Here is a 15,888-nt window from a genome sequence, read left to right as displayed (position 1 = left end):
AGACCGATTGCCCATGCCTATTTCATCTCCCCTGTTGCGCCTGTTGCTGGTCAGCCTGCTGAGCCTGATGCTCGCGCCATTGGCCAATGCTCTCTCTAACCCGGAGCACGCTAAACGCCTTCGTATTGGCATCACCCTGCACCCTTACTACAGCTACGTGGCCAATATCGTCGGCGACAAGGCCGAGGTGGTGCCATTGATCCCGGCCGGCTTCAACCCCCACGCCTACGAGCCACGCGCCGACGATATCAAGCGCATCGGTACCCTGGATGTGATCGTGCTCAACGGTGTCGGCCATGACGATTTCGCCGACCGCATGATCGCCACCAGCGAACGCCCGGACATCCCGGTGATCGAGGCCAACGCCAACGTGCCGCTGCTGGCCGCCACCGGTAACGCCGCGCGCGGTGCGGGCAAGGTGGTCAACCCGCACACCTTTTTGTCGATCAGCGCCTCGATTGCCCAGGTCAACAACATCGCCCGCGCACTGGGCAAACTCGACCCGGACAACGCCAAGATCTACACCCAGAACGCTCGCGCCTACGGTAAACGCCTGCGCCAGATGCGTGCCGACGCCTTGGCCAAGTTGACCAGCGCCCCCAACCCGGACCTGCGCGTGGCCACGGTGCACGCCGCCTACGACTACCTGCTGCGTGAATTCGGCCTGGAAGTGACCGCCGTGGTCGAACCAGCCCATGGCATCGAGCCCAGCCCCAGCCAGTTGAAGAAGACCATCGACGAACTGCGCGCCCTGGATGTGAAAGTGATCTTCTCGGAGATGGACTTCCCGTCTACCTACGTCGAAACCATCCAACGTGAGTCGGGGGTCAAGCTGTACCCGCTGTCGCACATCTCTTACGGCGAATACACACCTGAAAAATACGAAGTGGAAATGACCGGCAACCTCAACACTGTGGTGCGGGCAATTCAGGAGTCCGGGGCATGACGGCGGCGGAACCACTGAAGGTGGCCAGCATCGGACCGACCCTCGACTTCGACAAGGTGTCGTTGACCCTGGGCCGCACGGCGATTCTCGACGGCGTGAGTTTCCAGGTGCAGCCAGGCAGCATTCATGCGCTGGTCGGTCCGAACGGTGGCGGTAAAAGTTCGCTGATCAAGACCCTGCTGGGGCAAACCCCGCACCAGGGCCAATTGCGCCTGCACTGGCCGGCCACGCCCGGCACCATCGGCTATGTGCCCCAGGCTCTGGAGTTCGACCGGGGCCTGCCGATGACCGTCGATGATTTCATGGCCGCCATGTGCCAGCGGCGTCCAGCGTTTCTCGGGTTGTCCAAACATTACGCCGGGGCGATTGGCGAAGCCCTGGAGCGGGTGGGCATGCAGGACAAACGCAAACGGCGTATGGGTGCGCTGTCCGGTGGTGAACGCCAACGTGTACTGCTGGCCCAGGGGTTGATCCCGGCACCGCAATTGCTGGTGCTGGATGAGCCGATGTCGGCCCTGGATGAAGCCGGTATCCAGGTGTTCGAACGTTTGCTGAATGATTGGCGCCTGGTCGGTATCACCGTGTTGTGGATCGAACACGACCTGGAAGCCGTGGGTCGTCTGGCCGACCGCGTCACCGGCCTGAACCGCCGCGTATTGTTCGACGCCACACCCAAAGAAGCGCTGACGCCGGATCGCCTGCTGACCCTGTTCTCCACTCACCCTCGGAGCGCGGCGCAATGAGCTATGAAGCCTTTCGTTTGATGGTCCAGGGCTGGGCCTCTTCCGGGTATCTGCCGGAGGCGCTGGCCTATGGCTTCGTGGTCAATGCCCTGCTCGCCGGTTTGCTGATCGGTCCGGTTCTGGGTGGCCTGGGTACATTGGTGGTGGTCAAGCGCTTCGCGTTTTTCTCCGAAGCCGTCGGCCACGCCGCGCTGACCGGCGTGGCCGTGGGCATTCTGCTCGGCGAACCCTACACCGGGCCGTATGGCGCGCTGTTCGGTTACTGCCTGCTGTTCGGCATCCTGCTCAACTACTTGCGCAATCGCACCGGCCTCGCGCCGGACACCTTGATCGGCGTGTTCCTCTCGGTGTCGTTGGCCTTGGGGGCGAGCCTGCTGCTGATCCTCGCAGGCAAGATTAACGTGCACATTCTGGAGAATGTGTTGTTCGGTTCAGTCCTGACGGTGAACGGTAATGACCTGTTGGTACTGGCGGTTGTCGGCTCGCTGGTGATGGCCCTGGCGCTGCCGTTGTACAACCGCATCATGCTGGCCAGCTTCAATCCGCAACTGGCCGCCGTGCGCGGTGTGGCGGTGAAGACCCTGGACTACCTGTTCGTGATCCTGGTGACGCTGATCACCGTGGCGGCGGTCAAGGTCATCGGCGCGATCCTGGTCGGTGCGCTGTTGGTGATCCCCGCCGCGGCGGCGCGTCTGCTTAGCCAGTCGCTCAAAGGGTTCTTCTGGGTGTCGGTGGCGATCGCCACGGTGAGTACGCTGTGCGGCATCTTGCTGCCGATCATCTTCGACCTGCCCATCCCGTCCGGTGCCGCGATCATTCTGATGGCCGGCATCGCCTTCGCCTGTGCCGCCATCGCGCGCGGCATTGTGCCCAGCCTCAAAGGGAATCTTGGATAATGCGCTCCGTTCTACCTCCGCTGGCCTTGGTCATTGCCTGCTTGATTTCTGTGCCGTCGATGGCGGCCGAAGCCGCTATTGATCCGCCAAAACCGGTCAAGGTACTCGCCTCGCTACCGATCACCTACGGCCTGGCCGACGTGTTGCTAAAGGGCACCGACGTCAAGCTTGAGCGCGCCGCGCCGGCCAACCTGCCAGGTACTCGGCAGGTGTCTTACTTCACTGGCCGGGGTGCGCCGGCATTGAACACGTTGGCTCAGGATGCCGACGCCGCCATCGGCCTGCGCTCGCTATGGGCGGATGACCCGCTCTACCCAGTGGCACGGCGCAGCAACATCCGCATCGTCGAAGTCGACGCCGCACGCCCGGTGGACGGTGGTTTGCCTGGCATCGCCGTGCAACCAGGCGCTACCGACGGCTTGAACAGCCAGCCATGGCAATCGTGCAACAACATGGGACGCATGGCCGACGTGATGGCCACCGACCTCAGTCGCCTGGCGCCCAGCGCCAAGTCGAAGATCGACGCCAACCTCGCCGCCCTCAAGCAACGTCTGCTCAAGCTCACGGCCGACAGCGAGGCGCGATTGGCCAAGGCGGACAACTTGAGCGTGGTCAGCCTGAGCGATCACTTCGCGTATCTGATCAGCAGCCTCAACCTGGAAGTGCTCAACACCGATGCGCGACCGGACGCAGATTGGACGCCGCAGGCGCTGCAGAAGCTCAGTGCCGACTTGAAGGACAACGACGTGGCTGTGGTACTGCATCACCGTCAGCCGAGCGAAGCGGTGAAAACAGCCGTGACGGCAGGTGGGGCGCAGTTGCTGGTATTGAATGTCGACGGGGCGGACCCGGTGGCTGAACTGGAAGGCAATGTGGATCAGGTGATCAAGGCGCTGAGCCCATAACATCCACCCCGACATGAATCGCATCATGTCGCCAGAATTCCAGGTCGCAGTCGATCAAGCGCTGGTGCTGGTCATAGTTGACCCGGGCAATCCTCAAGCCCGGGCTGCCCACCGACACGCGCAGCGCCGCGGCGGCCTCCGCCGGCAAGGACGTGGGCACAATCTCGAAGCGCACGCGACCGTAATGCAGGTCGTACTTGCGCGCGTACAACTCGGTCATCGACTGGTTCAGGTCGCACGCCAGAATCCCCGGAAAGTACTGCGGGTTCAGGTAGTGCTCCACATACAACACCAGGCGCCCGTCAATGCGCCGGCCCCGGCAGATCTGGATCACACTGGACAACGCCGGCAACTGCAACCACGCACACACCGCCGCCGAGGCCGGTTGCAAACGTGCAGAAATCACTTCGGTCGACGCCACCCGCCCCTGATCGCTGACCATCGCGTGAAAGTGGCTGCGCTGCATCAGGTTGTAGGCCAGCCGTGGCGGCGAGACAAACCAGCCACGGCGTTCCTCACGATAAATCTGGCCCTGGGCTTCCAGTTGTAACAAGGCTTCCCGCACGGTAATGCGGGTGGTACCAAACAACTCGCTGAGCTTGCGCTCGGCGGGCAATTTACTCGCAGGCGCCAACAAGCCGTGGTCGATCTGCTCTTGCAGCGCCAGGCCGATGGAAGTTACCGCCTTGATTGCCTCATCACGCATCAACGTTACCTATCTGGACTAGACCAGCACCATTCGAGTGCACAAAAAGCGGCATAACAGCTCCGCATCAATGCCGTGCCAGCCTAGGCATTGCAGATGACCGACAGATGACAGTCCTCGTGCCCGCCCTCTTCCACGCCTTGCAATACACCGGCCAAGTCCAAGCCCTGCGGGCACTTGGGCATGGTCTACGCTGAATCTGCGCTGAGCGACAAAAGCGCTTTAAAAACGACATCGACATGAAACTGTCATCCAGCACGCCTAGATTGGCTCAGGTATTGCTGACCTAGACCAACACCACCGCAATCGTTCATAACAACGTCGCGTTGAAAACGCCCAAAGGAGCTTCGGATGAAACAGCTTTTCCTGGCATCACTGTTAGGCTCGACCATTGCCATGTGCACCGCCGCCATGGCCGCTGATACCGATTTGAAAACCTTGGAAGCCGCCGCGAAAGCGGAAGGCGCCGTCAACAGCGTCGGCATGCCCGATGACTGGGCCAACTGGAAAGGCACCTGGGAAGACCTGGCCAAGACCTATGGCCTCAAGCACATCGACACGGACATGAGCTCAGCCCAGGAAATCGCCAAGTTCGCCGCCGAGAAAGACAACGCCAGCGCCGATATTGGCGACGTTGGCGCGGCCTTCGGCCCGATTGCGGTAAAACAAGGCGTAGTCCAGCCCTACAAGCCGAGCACCTGGGCCCAGGTGCCGGATTGGGCGAAAGATAAAGACGGCAATTGGGCCCTGGCCTACACCGGCACCATCGCTTTTATCGTCAACAAGAAGCTGCTGCACGGCTCCGAAGCCCCAAAAAGCTGGGCAGACCTGAAGACCGGTAAATACAAGGTGTCCATCGGTGACGTCAGCACCGCCGCCCAGGCTGCCAATGGTGTACTGGCTGCCGCCCTCGCCAACGGTGGCGACGAAAAGAACATCCAGCCTGCCCTGCTGATGTTTGCCGACATCGCCAAGCAAGGTCGTCTGTCGCTGGCCAACCCGACCATCGCCACCATGGAAAAAGGCGAAGTGGAAGTGGGCGTGGTCTGGGACTTCAACGGTTTGAGCTACAAAGCCAAGATGGCCAACCCGGATGACTACGTGGTGCTGATCCCATCGGACGGTTCGGTGATTTCCGGCTACACCACCATCATCAACAAATATGCCAAGCACCCGAACGCTGCCAAGCTGACCCGTGAATACATCTTCAGCGACGCCGGCCAGATCAACCTGGCCAAGGGCAATGCGCGCCCGATCCGCGCCGAGCACCTGACCCTGCCAGCTGAGGTTCAGGCCAAGCTGCTGCCGAACGAGCAGTACAAAAAGGTCACGCCGATCAAAGATGCCGATGCTTGGGAGAAGACCTCCAAGGCACTGCCGCAGAAGTGGCAGGAAGAAGTCATCATCAATATGCAGTAAGGCTTCCCCCCACATTGGATGTCCACTGGAGATCCAATGTGGGAGGGGGCTTGCTCCCGATAGCGGAGTGTCATTCAACACATACATTGGCTGATCCTCCGCTATCGGGAGCAAGCCCCTCCCACACTTTTGACCCCGTTCCTCCAGAGAAATCGAGTCAAGCCTAACTGTTGCGGAGCCTCTCCCCCTATGAAGCACAACGTCATCCTTGTGGTGCTCGACGGCCTGAACTACGAGGTTGCCCGACATGCCATGGGGCATCTCCAGGCCTATATCGGCGCAGGACGCGCAGCGCTCTACAAACTGGAATGTGAATTACCGTCGCTCTCGCGGCCGCTGTACGAGTGCATCCTCACCGGCGTGCCACCCATCGACAGCGGTATCGTGCATAACCACGTTTCTCGCCTGTCCAACCAGCGCAGCATTTTCCATTACGCCACCGACGCAGGGCTTACCACAGCGGCAGCGGCCTACCATTGGGTCAGCGAGTTGTATAACCGCACACCCTTTATTGCCGCCCGTGATCGTCATACCAACGACAAGGCGCTGGCGATCCAGCACGGGCATTTCTACTGGAATGACCACTACCCCGATTCCCACCTGTTTGCCGACGCTGAAAGCCTGCGCCTCAAGCACGCGCCGAACTTCCTGGTGGTGCATCCGATGAGTATTGACGACGCCGGCCACAAGCATGGCCTCGACACCGCGCAGTACCGCAACAGCGCACGCTCGGCCGACATCATCCTCGCCGACTACCTGCAAGGCTGGCTCGACGCCGGTTACCAGGTACTGGTGACCGCCGACCACGGCATGAACAACGATCGCTCCCATAACGGTGTGCTGCCAGAAGAACGGGAGGTGCCGCTGTTCGTGCTGGGCTCGGCCTTCAACTTCAGCCCCACTGCAAGCCCCAAGCAAACCGAACTGTGCGGCACCGTCTGCGAACTGCTCGGCGTCCCCCACGACAAACCTGTATGCCGGGAGCTTCTGAAGTGAATTCCATAACCCGCGGCAAATGGCTGGCGATTCTATGCCTGGTGCCGTTTGCGCTGTTCTTTATCGTGTTTGAAATCGCCCCGCTGGTATGGGTGTTGATCAACAGCCTGCAATCGGAAGAGTTCGGCTGGGGCCTGGCTAACTTCACCAAGATTTTCAGTTCGAAGTTCTACCTGCAAGCCATCCAGTACAGCCTGGAGATCAGCTTCTACTCGAGCGTGTTCGGCATCATCATTTCGGTGCTCGGCAGCTACTCGTTGCGCCGCGTGGATTCGCCGCTGCGCAATTTCGTCACCGCCTTCGCCAACATGACGAGCAACTTTGCCGGCGTGCCCCTGGCCTTCGCGTTCATCATCCTGCTGGGCTTCAACGGCAGCATCACGATCATGCTCAAGCAAGCCGGAATCATTCAGGACTTCAACCTGTATTCCAAGACCGGCCTGATCATCCTCTACACCTACTTCCAGATCCCACTCGGCGTGCTGCTGCTCTACCCGGCGTTCGATGCCTTGCGTGAAGACTGGCGCGAATCGGCCTCGCTGCTCGGTGCCAGCGGCTGGCAATTCTGGCGGCACATCGGCCTGCCGGTGCTTACCCCGGCGCTGCTCGGCACCTTCGTGATATTGCTGGCCAACGCACTGGGCGCTTATGCCACGGTGTACGCGCTGACCACCGGCAACTTCAACGTACTGCCGATTCGAATCGCGGCGATGGTCTCCGGCGACATCTCCCTCGACCCGAACATGGCCAGCGCCCTGGCCGTTGTACTGGTGGCGCTGATGACCGTGGTCACCGTGGTCCATCAACTGCTGCTCAAGAGGAGCTACCATGTCTCGCGCTGAAGCCGGTCCGGCCTCCCTCTACCACCGGGTGGTGGTGTACCTGTTATTTGCGATCCTGGTATTGCCGCTGGTGGGGACCTTTGTCTACTCCATCGCAAGCAGTTGGTCGGCAACGATCCTGCCCGCCGGGTTTACTGTGAAATGGTATGTGCAGCTGTGGAGCGACCCGCGCTTCCTGGCGGCCTTCGGCCAGTCATTGCTGGTGTGCGTGGGTGCGCTGATCCTGTCGGTGGTGCTGATCCTGCCCCTGCTGTTCGTGGTGCATTACCATTTCCCCAAGCTCGACGCATTGATGAACATCCTGATCCTGCTGCCCTTCGCGGTGCCGCCGGTGGTGTCGTCGGTCGGCTTGTTGCAACTCTACGGTTCGGGGCCGATGGCGATGGTGGGCACGCCGTGGATTCTGATCGGCTGCTACTTCACCGTGGCGCTGCCGTTCATGTACCGGGCGATCACCAACAACCTGCAAGCCATCAACCTGCGCGACCTGATGGACGCCTCCCAACTGCTCGGCGCCAGCACCTGGCAAGCAGCAATCCTGGTAGTGCTGCCGAACCTGCGCAAAGGCCTGATGGTGGCCTTGCTGCTGTCGTTCTCGTTCCTGTTCGGTGAGTTCGTGTTCGCCAATATCCTGGTGGGCACCCGCTACGAGACCCTGCAGGTGTACCTGAACAACATGCGTAACAGCAGCGGCCACTTCACCAGCGCCGTCGTGATTTCCTATTTCTTCTTTGTGCTGGTGCTGACCTGGGCCGCCAATATCTTGAACAAGGACAAAAGCCAATGAGCTTCGTCAGCGTCCAACATCTGCAAAAAGGCTACGCCGGCACCCCGGTGTTCAGCGATATCAACTGCGAGATCGCCAAGGGTGAGTTCGTCACCCTGCTCGGCCCGTCCGGTTGCGGCAAGTCGACCCTGCTGCGCTGCATCGCCGGGTTGACCTCGGTGAACAGTGGGAAAATCCTGCTGGACGGCCAGGACATCGTCCCGTTGAGCCCGCAGAAACGAAACATCGGCATGGTGTTCCAGAGCTATGCGCTGTTCCCCAACATGACCGTGGAACAGAACGTCGCCTTCGGCCTGCGCATGCAGAAAGTCAACGCCGACGACAGTCACAAGCGCGTACAGGAAGTGCTGCAACTGGTGGAACTCAAGGACCTCGCCGGCCGCTACCCGCACCAGATGTCCGGCGGCCAGTGCCAGCGCGTGGCCCTAGCCCGCTCCCTGGTGACCCGCCCGCGCTTGTTACTACTGGATGAGCCGCTGTCGGCACTGGATGCGCGGATTCGCAAACACCTGCGCGAACAGATCCGCCAGATCCAGCGTGAACTGGGCCTGACCACGATCTTCGTGACCCATGACCAGGAAGAAGCCCTGACCATGTCCGACCGCATCTTCCTGATGAACCAGGGCAAGATCGTGCAAAGCGGCGACGCTGAAACGCTCTATACCGCGCCGGTAGACGTATTTGCCGCCGGTTTTATCGGCAACTACAACCTGCTCGACGCCGACAAGGCCAGCCAATTGCTGCAACGCCCGATCAGCGGGCGCATCGCAATTCGCCCGGAAGCCATAGAACTGAGTCGCAGTGGCGAGCTGGACGCATTGGTGCGCAGCCACAGCCTGCTGGGTAACGTGATTCGCTACCGCATCGAAGCGCGCGGCGTGGAATTGGTGGTGGACGTGCTCAACCGCTCGGCCGACGATCTGCACCCCGACGGTCAGCGCCTGGCACTTTCCATCGACCCCAGTGCGTTGTGTGAAGTAGCCTGATGCAACGATTGACTTGAGAGAGCGTGACGGATGGCATTGGTAATTTTTGATCTGGACGACACCCTGATCCATGGCGACTGCGCCACCTTGTGGAGCGAGCAGATGGGCCGCCTCGGCTGGGTCGACCCTGAGTCGTTCATGCGCAAGAACGACGAACTGATGGACGCCTACAGCCAGGGCAAGCTGTTGATGGAAGATTTCATGGATTTCAGCCTGGAGCCGATGATTGGCCGCACGCCGGAAGAAATCGAGCATTTGGTGGAGCCGTGGGTCGAGGACGTGATCGAGCCGCTGATCTACAGCGATGCCACCAAGACCATCGCCCGCCACCGTGCGAATGGCGACCGGATTCTGGTGATTTCCGCCTCGGGCACCCACCTGGTCGGGCCGATTGCGGCACGCATCGGTATTGATGAAGTGCTGGGCATCAACCTTGAAGTCAGCCATGGCGTGTACAGTGGCCGTACCGTGGGCGTACTGACGTACCGCGAAGGCAAGATCACGCGGTTACTGCAATGGTTGGAGCAGGAAGGCGAGACTCTGGACGGCGCTTACTTCTATTCGGATTCACGAAATGACCTGCCGTTGCTGAGCAAGGTCGAATACCCGCAGGTGGTGAATCCGGACCCGGTGTTGCGTGCCCACGCCGAACAGGCTGGCTGGCCGATTCATCATTGGGTCTGACACGGGATGGCTTGAATTGGAATCCAATCAACTGTGGGAGGAGGCTTGCTCCCGATGGCGGTGCATCAGATGAAACATTCTTCACTGCTACTCCGCCATCGGGAGCAAGCCCCCTCCCACATGGCTGATCGCATTCCAATTCCGACGCGATTTTAGTCAATATCGAGACAAACGCTCAAAATCGTCACGATTCAGACTCACAGATGCGAACTTGGCCTACATCACAGGTAGGACTGGGCACTTCTAAGCACCTCACATGGCCTTCAACGCCTTGCAATGCTTTCACAGTGCCTCCATAGTGAGTCTGGACTGAGCCCGTAGCTGTAGCGCCGGGCTTTTTGCATTATGCGACCGGACCATATGGAACCGGCTCCCTCAAAGACGGCCTAATATGCGTTATCAATTGCCCCCGCGTCGAATCAGCATGAAGCATTTGTTCCCCAGCACCGCCCTCGCTTTTTTCATTGGTCTCGGCTTCGCGTCGATGTCGACCAATACGTTCGCAGCCAACAGCTGGGACAACCTTCAGCCTGATCGCGATGAGGTGATTGCCAGCCTTAACGTCGTCGAGTTGCTCAAGCGCCATCACTACAGCAAGCCGCCGTTGGACGATGCTCGCTCGGTGATCATCTATGACAGCTACCTCAAGCTGCTGGACCCGTCGCGCAGCTACTTCCTGGCCAGCGATATCGCTGAGTTCGACAAGTGGAAGACGCAGTTCGACGACTTCCTCAAGAGTGGCGACCTGCAGCCCGGCTTCACCATCTACAAGCGCTACCTGGACCGCGTCAAAGCGCGTCTGGACTTTGCCTTGGCAGAGTTGAACAAAGGCGTCGACAAGCTCGACTTCACGCAGAAGGAAACCCTTCTGGTGGACCGCAAGGACGCACCTTGGCTGACCAGCACCGCCGCCCTCGACGACCTGTGGCGCAAACGCGTCAAGGACGAAGTGCTGCGCTTGAAGATCGCCGGCAAAGAGCCCAAGTCCATCCAAGAGCTGTTGACCAAGCGCTACAAGAATCAGCTGGCACGCCTGGACCAGACCCGTGCCGAAGATATCTTCCAGGCCTACATCAACACCTTTGCGATGTCCTACGACCCGCACACCAATTATCTGTCGCCAGATAACGCGGAAAACTTTGACATCAACATGAGTCTGTCGCTAGAAGGCATCGGTGCCGTCCTGCAAAGCGACAATGACCAGGTCAAGATCGTACGTCTGGTACCAGCAGGCCCGGCCGACAAGACCAAGCAAGTCGCCCCGGCCGACAAGATCATCGGTGTGGCCCAGGCCGACAAAGAAATGGTCGACGTGGTCGGCTGGCGCCTGGACGAAGTGGTCAAGCTGATCCGAGGGCCGAAAGGCAGCGTCGTGCGCCTGGAAGTGATTCCGCACACCAATGCGCCGAACGACCAGACCAGCAAGATCGTGTCGATCACCCGCGAAGCGGTGAAGCTCGAAGACCAGGCCGTGCAGAAGAAAATCCTCAACCTCAAGCAGGATGGCAAGGATTACAAGCTGGGCGTGATTGAAATCCCGGCCTTCTACCTGGACTTCAAGGCCTTCCGTGCCGGTGATCCGGACTACAAGAGCACCACCCGCGACGTTAAGAAAATCCTGACAGAACTGCAGAAAGACAAAGTCGACGGCGTGGTCATCGACCTTCGCAACAACGGCGGCGGTTCCCTGCAGGAAGCCACCGAGCTGACCAGCCTGTTCATCGACAAAGGCCCGACGGTGTTGGTACGCAACGCCGATGGCCGTGTCGACGTGCTGGAAGACGAGAACCCGGGCGCCTTCTACAAAGGGCCGATGGCGTTGCTGGTCAACCGTCTCTCGGCGTCGGCCTCGGAGATTTTCGCCGGCGCCATGCAGGATTATCACCGTGCGATGATCATCGGCGGCCAGACCTTCGGTAAAGGCACGGTGCAGACCATTCAGCCACTGAACCACGGCGAACTGAAACTGACCCTGGCCAAGTTCTACCGGGTTTCCGGTCAAAGTACCCAGCATCAGGGCGTACTGCCGGATGTCGACTTCCCGTCGATCATCGACACCAAGGAAATCGGCGAAAGCGCCCTGCCTGAAGCCATGCCGTGGGACACCATCCGTCCTGCGATCAAGCCGGCGTCGGACCCATTCAAACCGTTCCTGGCACAGCTGAAGGCTGATCATGATGCTCGCTCCGCCAAGGATGCCGAGTTCGTGTTCATCCGCGACAAACTGGCCCTCGCCAAGAAGCTGATGGAAGAGAAAACCGTCAGCCTCAACGAGGCGGATCGCCGCGCGCAGCACACCGACATCGAGAATCAGCAACTTGTGCTGGAAAACGCTCGCCGCAAGGCCAAAGGCGAAGACCCGCTCAAGGAACTGAAGAAAGAAGATGAAGATGCGCTGCCAGCCGAGGCGGAAAAAACCAAACCGGAAGACGACGCCTACCTGGCCGAAACCGGCCGAATCCTGCTGGACTACCTCAAGCTCAGCAAGCAGGTGGCCAAGCAGTAAATGATGACAACTTAATGTGAACGCTCCTCGGAGTGTCATCATATAGACATCATTCTGTCGTGAAATGAAGGACCGCTGGCGTCACGCCAGCGGTCCTTTTTTTTCGATCGAGATCGCCATGACCATGACCGAACAGCTGAATGCATTGGGCTCTATCCTGGCTCAAGGCAGTTTGCACAGCCTGTTCCAACCCATCATTTGTCTGTCCGAACGGCGCATCCTCGGCTACGAAGCCCTCAGCCGCGGCCCGTCCAACAGCCCGCTGCATTCCCCCGTCGCGCTGTTCTGCGTGGCGAACCAGGCCGGACGCTTGAGCGAGCTGGAAATAGCCTGCCGCGAAAGCGCCTGTCGGTGCTTCAGTGAACAGAAGCTGCCGGGTAAGCTGTTTCTCAATGTCTCTCCGGAATCCCTGATGGAGACCGCGCACCAGCCAGGGCGCACCCTGCAACTGCTGCGCGACTACGGCATTCCGCCGAGCCAGGTAGTGATCGAACTGACCGAGCAGACCCCCACCGACGATTTCGAACTGCTGCAAACCGCCCTGCATCACTACCGCAACATGGGTTTTTCGATCGCCTTGGATGACTTGGGGGCCGGGTATTCCAGCCTGCGCCTATGGTCAGAACTGCGCCCGGATTACGTGAAGATCGACCGACACTTCATCGACGGCATCCACCAGGACGCGCTCAAGCGCGAGTTCGTCGGCTCCATCCTGCAAATCGCCAAGGCGTCCCGCGCCCAGGTCATTGCCGAAGGCATCGAATTGCCTGAGGAGTTGGCGGTGTTGACGGAGATGGGCGTCGATCTGGTCCAGGGCTACCTGCTCTGTCGCCCGCAGGAACATCCGCCGCAGGAAGCGCGCTTGATGCTGCCCAAGCAAGACAACGCCAACATCGCCCTCAATGAAGAAAGCAGCGACCTCAGCGCCCTGCTCAACGAACAGCCGGCGGTGGACCAGGACACCGCCACCGCCCAGGTGTTGGAGTCATTCCGCCGGCAAGCCAACCTCAACTCGCTGGCCGTGCTGGACCGGCGTGGCCACCCGGTGGGCATTGTGCATCGGCACTCGTTGTCCGACGCGTTGCTCAAGCCTTTTGCCACCGACCTGTTTGCGCGCAAGCCCATCAGCCGCTTGATGAGCGATGACTTCCTGGCCGTGGAACTGAGCCAATCGCTTCAGCAAGTCAGCCGCTTGCTGACCAGCCGCGCACGACAACGCATCGAAGAAGATTTCATCATCACGCTCAACGGGGATTACTTGGGCCTGGGCCGGGTGATCGATGTGCTCAAGCTGATCACCGAACTGAAAATCCAACAGGCGCGCTATGCAAACCCGCTGACCCTGCTACCGGGCAACGTGCCAATCCAGCAGTGCCTGACACGATTGCTGCAGCAACAGCGCGAATCGGTGATCTGCTATGTGGATATCGACAGTTTCAAGCCGTTCAATGATATCTACGGCTACGGGCGCGGAGATGAGGTGTTGTTGTGCCTGGCGCAATGCCTGAACGATCGGATCGATCCCAGTCGCGACTTTGTCGGGCATATTGGCGGTGATGACTTTTTGCTGGTGCTCGGCCCGCATGACTGGCGCAAGCGGCTCAACCAGTTGCTGGATGATTTCCATACCCAATGCCGGCGTTTCTACCGCGCCGAGCACCTCGACGCCGGTTGCTTCGTGGCATTGAACCGCCAGGGTGTACGCCAGGAGTTTGCGCTGCTGTCGCTGTCCATCGGCGTGGTGCATCTGTATCCACAGGCGTGTGGACAACTGGATGCCAGCCAGTTGGCAGAGCTGGCTTCCCAGGCCAAACACCATGCCAAGGATGTGGCCGGCTACAGCATCCATGTGATCGACAGCCTGGACACGCTGCCCCAGGCGCTTTAAGCCTCGGCGGATTCCGGGTACTCGTATTCGAACACCCGCACCACTTCCGAGGCATGCCACGAGGCGGCGGCCACCCCATCGGATGGCCCGCTGAAGCGCCCCAGGCGCTCCACACACTCAAAAAAACCGGTACGTGGCAGGCGGCTGGCGCCCTGGCTGATCACCAGGGAGCTGCGCAACGGCTGCTCAGCCTTGGCATCCAACGCCGCCAGGTGTTCGAGGGCAGCAGCCAGAGTTTGCATCGCCGGGGTAGGAAATTGCAGGCGCTCCAGCAGCGCGCGGTAAGTCAGCAGATGGCGCTGGCGACGCGCCTGATCCAGTTCGTTGAGTAACCCATCCCAGTGTTGACGGCTGATACGTAGGCTCAAGATTCATCCCTCCAACCTGCAACGCCCAATTCCCAGGCCAGGCTGCGGCGGATGGCGGCATCCGGCTGGCGTTCACCACTTTCAATCAATCCAAGATACGAGGGGCTGATACCCACGGTGCGGGCCAAGGTCTCAATGGCCAAGCCCTTGCCCTCACGCAGGACGCGCAGGTCGGCGAGCGGGCGCAAAGCCTGATCGGGAGCGACCTGGGTGGCAGAAGATGGAGTCGGTGCTGGTTGTTGCTGGCCGGCAGCTTTTAGCAGCGCCTGGTACTGGTCCCATGGCAACACCGCATACTCGGGTTCGCCATTACGTGAAATGATCTGAATATCCATGACTGCCCCGTAGGATAACAACACTTACTAAGTAAGTTCTTTCCTTAGAAGTGTAATCCTAACAGCCACAAAGGTCGCAGGGGGATATAAGCGTCATCAGTTTTTTTGCGGGTTTTCCTGGGCCAGCAGCTCAGGCGTCGCAGGCAGCCGCTCAACGACCGCCAGCTTTTCTGGGCGCTGGGCATCGCGCCAGGCACGAAAGGCGCTCAGCTCGCCATCCAGGGTCTTCATGACCCATGCCAGCACGGCGATGTCATCCAGCATGCCGAATACCGGGATAAAGTCCGGGATCGCGTCAATCGGGCTCAGGAAGTACATCAGCCCCGCCACCACCGAAATGAGTGCCTTCGGGCTGATCGCCCGGTATTCGCCCCGCCAGTAGGCCAGGCAAAGGGCCTGAAGCAGCTTGAGATCGCCCTTGAGCTTGCCCTGGCGATTACCCTGGCTTGAGCCCTTGGCCGCCACGGCAAACAGCAAGGTCGGCAAACGGCCACGCCCGAGCAGGCGTGCAGCCATGGGCAGGAAGCGGGTGAAATTGAAGGGTGGTTTCATTCGTCACTCCAGTTCCAGCTGACAGAAAAGGTTATCCACACAAATTGTGGATAACCTTGTGAACAGAGGCTTTTTTTACGGCTGAAAGCCCCGACTTACAAGGCTTTCAGTCAGATCGGGCGTTTTTTGCGCACATAAATAAACCCAGAATCTCATTGACTTGGCGCTGATGTATGACTACCCGTGCTTGGGCCTGACATCAGACTGCTACCCGCTACAGACGTTCGTTTGGATCTGTTGTAGTGAGCGGGCTTGCCCCGCGCTAGGGGGCGAAGCCGCCCCGACATGGACGCCGTGGTGTTTCAGTGAGACCGGGGTGTCTGGGTTTG

Annotated in this window: 16 protein-coding genes; 12 read left to right on the top strand and 4 right to left on the bottom strand. The window is 60.0% G+C overall.

Going from position 1 to position 15,888, the window contains the following annotated elements:
• The first annotated feature begins 13 nt into the window (after window positions 1-13).
• The 4 genes from AC07V4_RS26230 to AC07V4_RS26215 are packed head-to-tail and all read left to right on the top strand — an operon-like array spanning window position 14 to window position 3,490.
• Window positions 14-946, top strand: coding sequence for a metal ABC transporter substrate-binding protein (locus AC07V4_RS26230; protein WP_492638677.1), 933 nt, complete (start codon window positions 14-16; stop codon window positions 944-946).
• Window positions 943-1,689: a metal ABC transporter ATP-binding protein gene (locus tag AC07V4_RS26225; RefSeq protein ID WP_492638676.1), complete on the top strand. Its 747-nt coding sequence runs from the start codon at window positions 943-945 to the stop codon at window positions 1,687-1,689. Before AC07V4_RS26230 ends, AC07V4_RS26225 begins: the two co-directional genes overlap by 4 nt.
• On the top strand, window positions 1,686-2,585 hold the full coding sequence (locus tag AC07V4_RS26220; RefSeq protein ID WP_492638675.1) for a metal ABC transporter permease: 900 nt from the start codon (window positions 1,686-1,688) through the stop codon (window positions 2,583-2,585). Before AC07V4_RS26225 ends, AC07V4_RS26220 begins: the two co-directional genes overlap by 4 nt.
• Window positions 2,585-3,490, top strand: a complete 906-nt coding sequence (locus AC07V4_RS26215) for a metal ABC transporter substrate-binding protein (protein ID WP_492638674.1) — start codon at window positions 2,585-2,587, stop codon at window positions 3,488-3,490. Before AC07V4_RS26220 ends, AC07V4_RS26215 begins: the two co-directional genes overlap by 1 nt.
• Here the strand turns inward: AC07V4_RS26215 and AC07V4_RS26210 are convergent.
• Window positions 3,471-4,196 carry a UTRA domain-containing protein gene (locus AC07V4_RS26210; RefSeq protein WP_492638673.1) on the bottom strand — a complete coding sequence of 242 codons (726 nt, stop codon included), beginning with the start codon at window positions 4,194-4,196 and terminating at the stop codon, window positions 3,471-3,473. The genes AC07V4_RS26215 and AC07V4_RS26210 overlap by 20 nt on opposite strands.
• A gap of 351 nt (window positions 4,197-4,547) precedes the next feature.
• Here AC07V4_RS26210 and AC07V4_RS26205 point away from each other — a divergent pair, with 351 nt between their 5' ends.
• The 8 genes from AC07V4_RS26205 (at window position 4,548) to AC07V4_RS26170 (ending at window position 14,304) form a co-directional block, all read left to right on the top strand.
• Complete coding sequence (locus AC07V4_RS26205; RefSeq protein WP_431750487.1) at window positions 4,548-5,615, top strand: ABC transporter substrate-binding protein; 1,068 nt, start codon at window positions 4,548-4,550, stop codon at window positions 5,613-5,615.
• A gap of 189 nt (window positions 5,616-5,804) precedes the next feature.
• On the top strand, window positions 5,805-6,611 hold the full coding sequence (locus AC07V4_RS26200) for an alkaline phosphatase family protein (RefSeq protein ID WP_492638672.1): 807 nt from the start codon (window positions 5,805-5,807) through the stop codon (window positions 6,609-6,611).
• Window positions 6,608-7,453 (top strand): ABC transporter permease, encoded by an 846-nt coding sequence (locus AC07V4_RS26195; protein WP_492638671.1) that lies wholly within the window; start codon window positions 6,608-6,610, stop codon window positions 7,451-7,453. The genes AC07V4_RS26200 and AC07V4_RS26195 overlap by 4 nt, the downstream gene beginning before the upstream one ends.
• Window positions 7,440-8,240, top strand: coding sequence for an ABC transporter permease (locus AC07V4_RS26190; protein WP_123714358.1), 801 nt, complete (start codon window positions 7,440-7,442; stop codon window positions 8,238-8,240). The genes AC07V4_RS26195 and AC07V4_RS26190 overlap by 14 nt, the downstream gene beginning before the upstream one ends.
• Window positions 8,237-9,226 (top strand): ABC transporter ATP-binding protein, encoded by a 990-nt coding sequence (locus AC07V4_RS26185; protein WP_492638670.1) that lies wholly within the window; start codon window positions 8,237-8,239, stop codon window positions 9,224-9,226. The genes AC07V4_RS26190 and AC07V4_RS26185 overlap by 4 nt, the downstream gene beginning before the upstream one ends.
• A gap of 30 nt (window positions 9,227-9,256) precedes the next feature.
• The gene (locus AC07V4_RS26180; protein WP_492638669.1) at window positions 9,257-9,910 is read left to right on the top strand and encodes an HAD family hydrolase; all 654 of its coding nucleotides are present in this window, start codon (window positions 9,257-9,259) and stop codon (window positions 9,908-9,910) included.
• Window positions 9,911-10,334: 424 nt separating this feature from the next.
• Window positions 10,335-12,416, top strand: coding sequence for a carboxy terminal-processing peptidase (locus AC07V4_RS26175; RefSeq protein ID WP_492638668.1), 2,082 nt, complete (start codon window positions 10,335-10,337; stop codon window positions 12,414-12,416).
• A 118-nt stretch (window positions 12,417-12,534) separates the two neighbouring features.
• Complete coding sequence (locus tag AC07V4_RS26170; protein ID WP_492638667.1) at window positions 12,535-14,304, top strand: bifunctional diguanylate cyclase/phosphodiesterase; 1,770 nt, start codon at window positions 12,535-12,537, stop codon at window positions 14,302-14,304.
• Here the strand turns inward: AC07V4_RS26170 and AC07V4_RS26165 are convergent.
• The 3 genes from AC07V4_RS26165 to AC07V4_RS26155 form a co-directional block, all read right to left on the bottom strand.
• On the bottom strand, window positions 14,301-14,672 hold the full coding sequence (locus AC07V4_RS26165; protein ID WP_005786715.1) for a hypothetical protein: 372 nt from the start codon (window positions 14,670-14,672) through the stop codon (window positions 14,301-14,303). The genes AC07V4_RS26170 and AC07V4_RS26165 overlap by 4 nt on opposite strands.
• On the bottom strand, window positions 14,669-15,007 hold the full coding sequence (locus AC07V4_RS26160; RefSeq protein WP_492638666.1) for a helix-turn-helix domain-containing protein: 339 nt from the start codon (window positions 15,005-15,007) through the stop codon (window positions 14,669-14,671). The genes AC07V4_RS26165 and AC07V4_RS26160 overlap by 4 nt, the downstream gene beginning before the upstream one ends.
• A 96-nt stretch (window positions 15,008-15,103) precedes the next feature.
• Window positions 15,104-15,559 (bottom strand): YkvA family protein, encoded by a 456-nt coding sequence (locus tag AC07V4_RS26155; RefSeq protein WP_492638665.1) that lies wholly within the window; start codon window positions 15,557-15,559, stop codon window positions 15,104-15,106.
• Window positions 15,560-15,888: the final 329 nt, after the last annotated feature.

The organism is Pseudomonas sp. GW821-FHT03A09, assembly GCF_059421065.1.
This window is presented reverse-complemented; position numbering and strand designations above follow the sequence as displayed.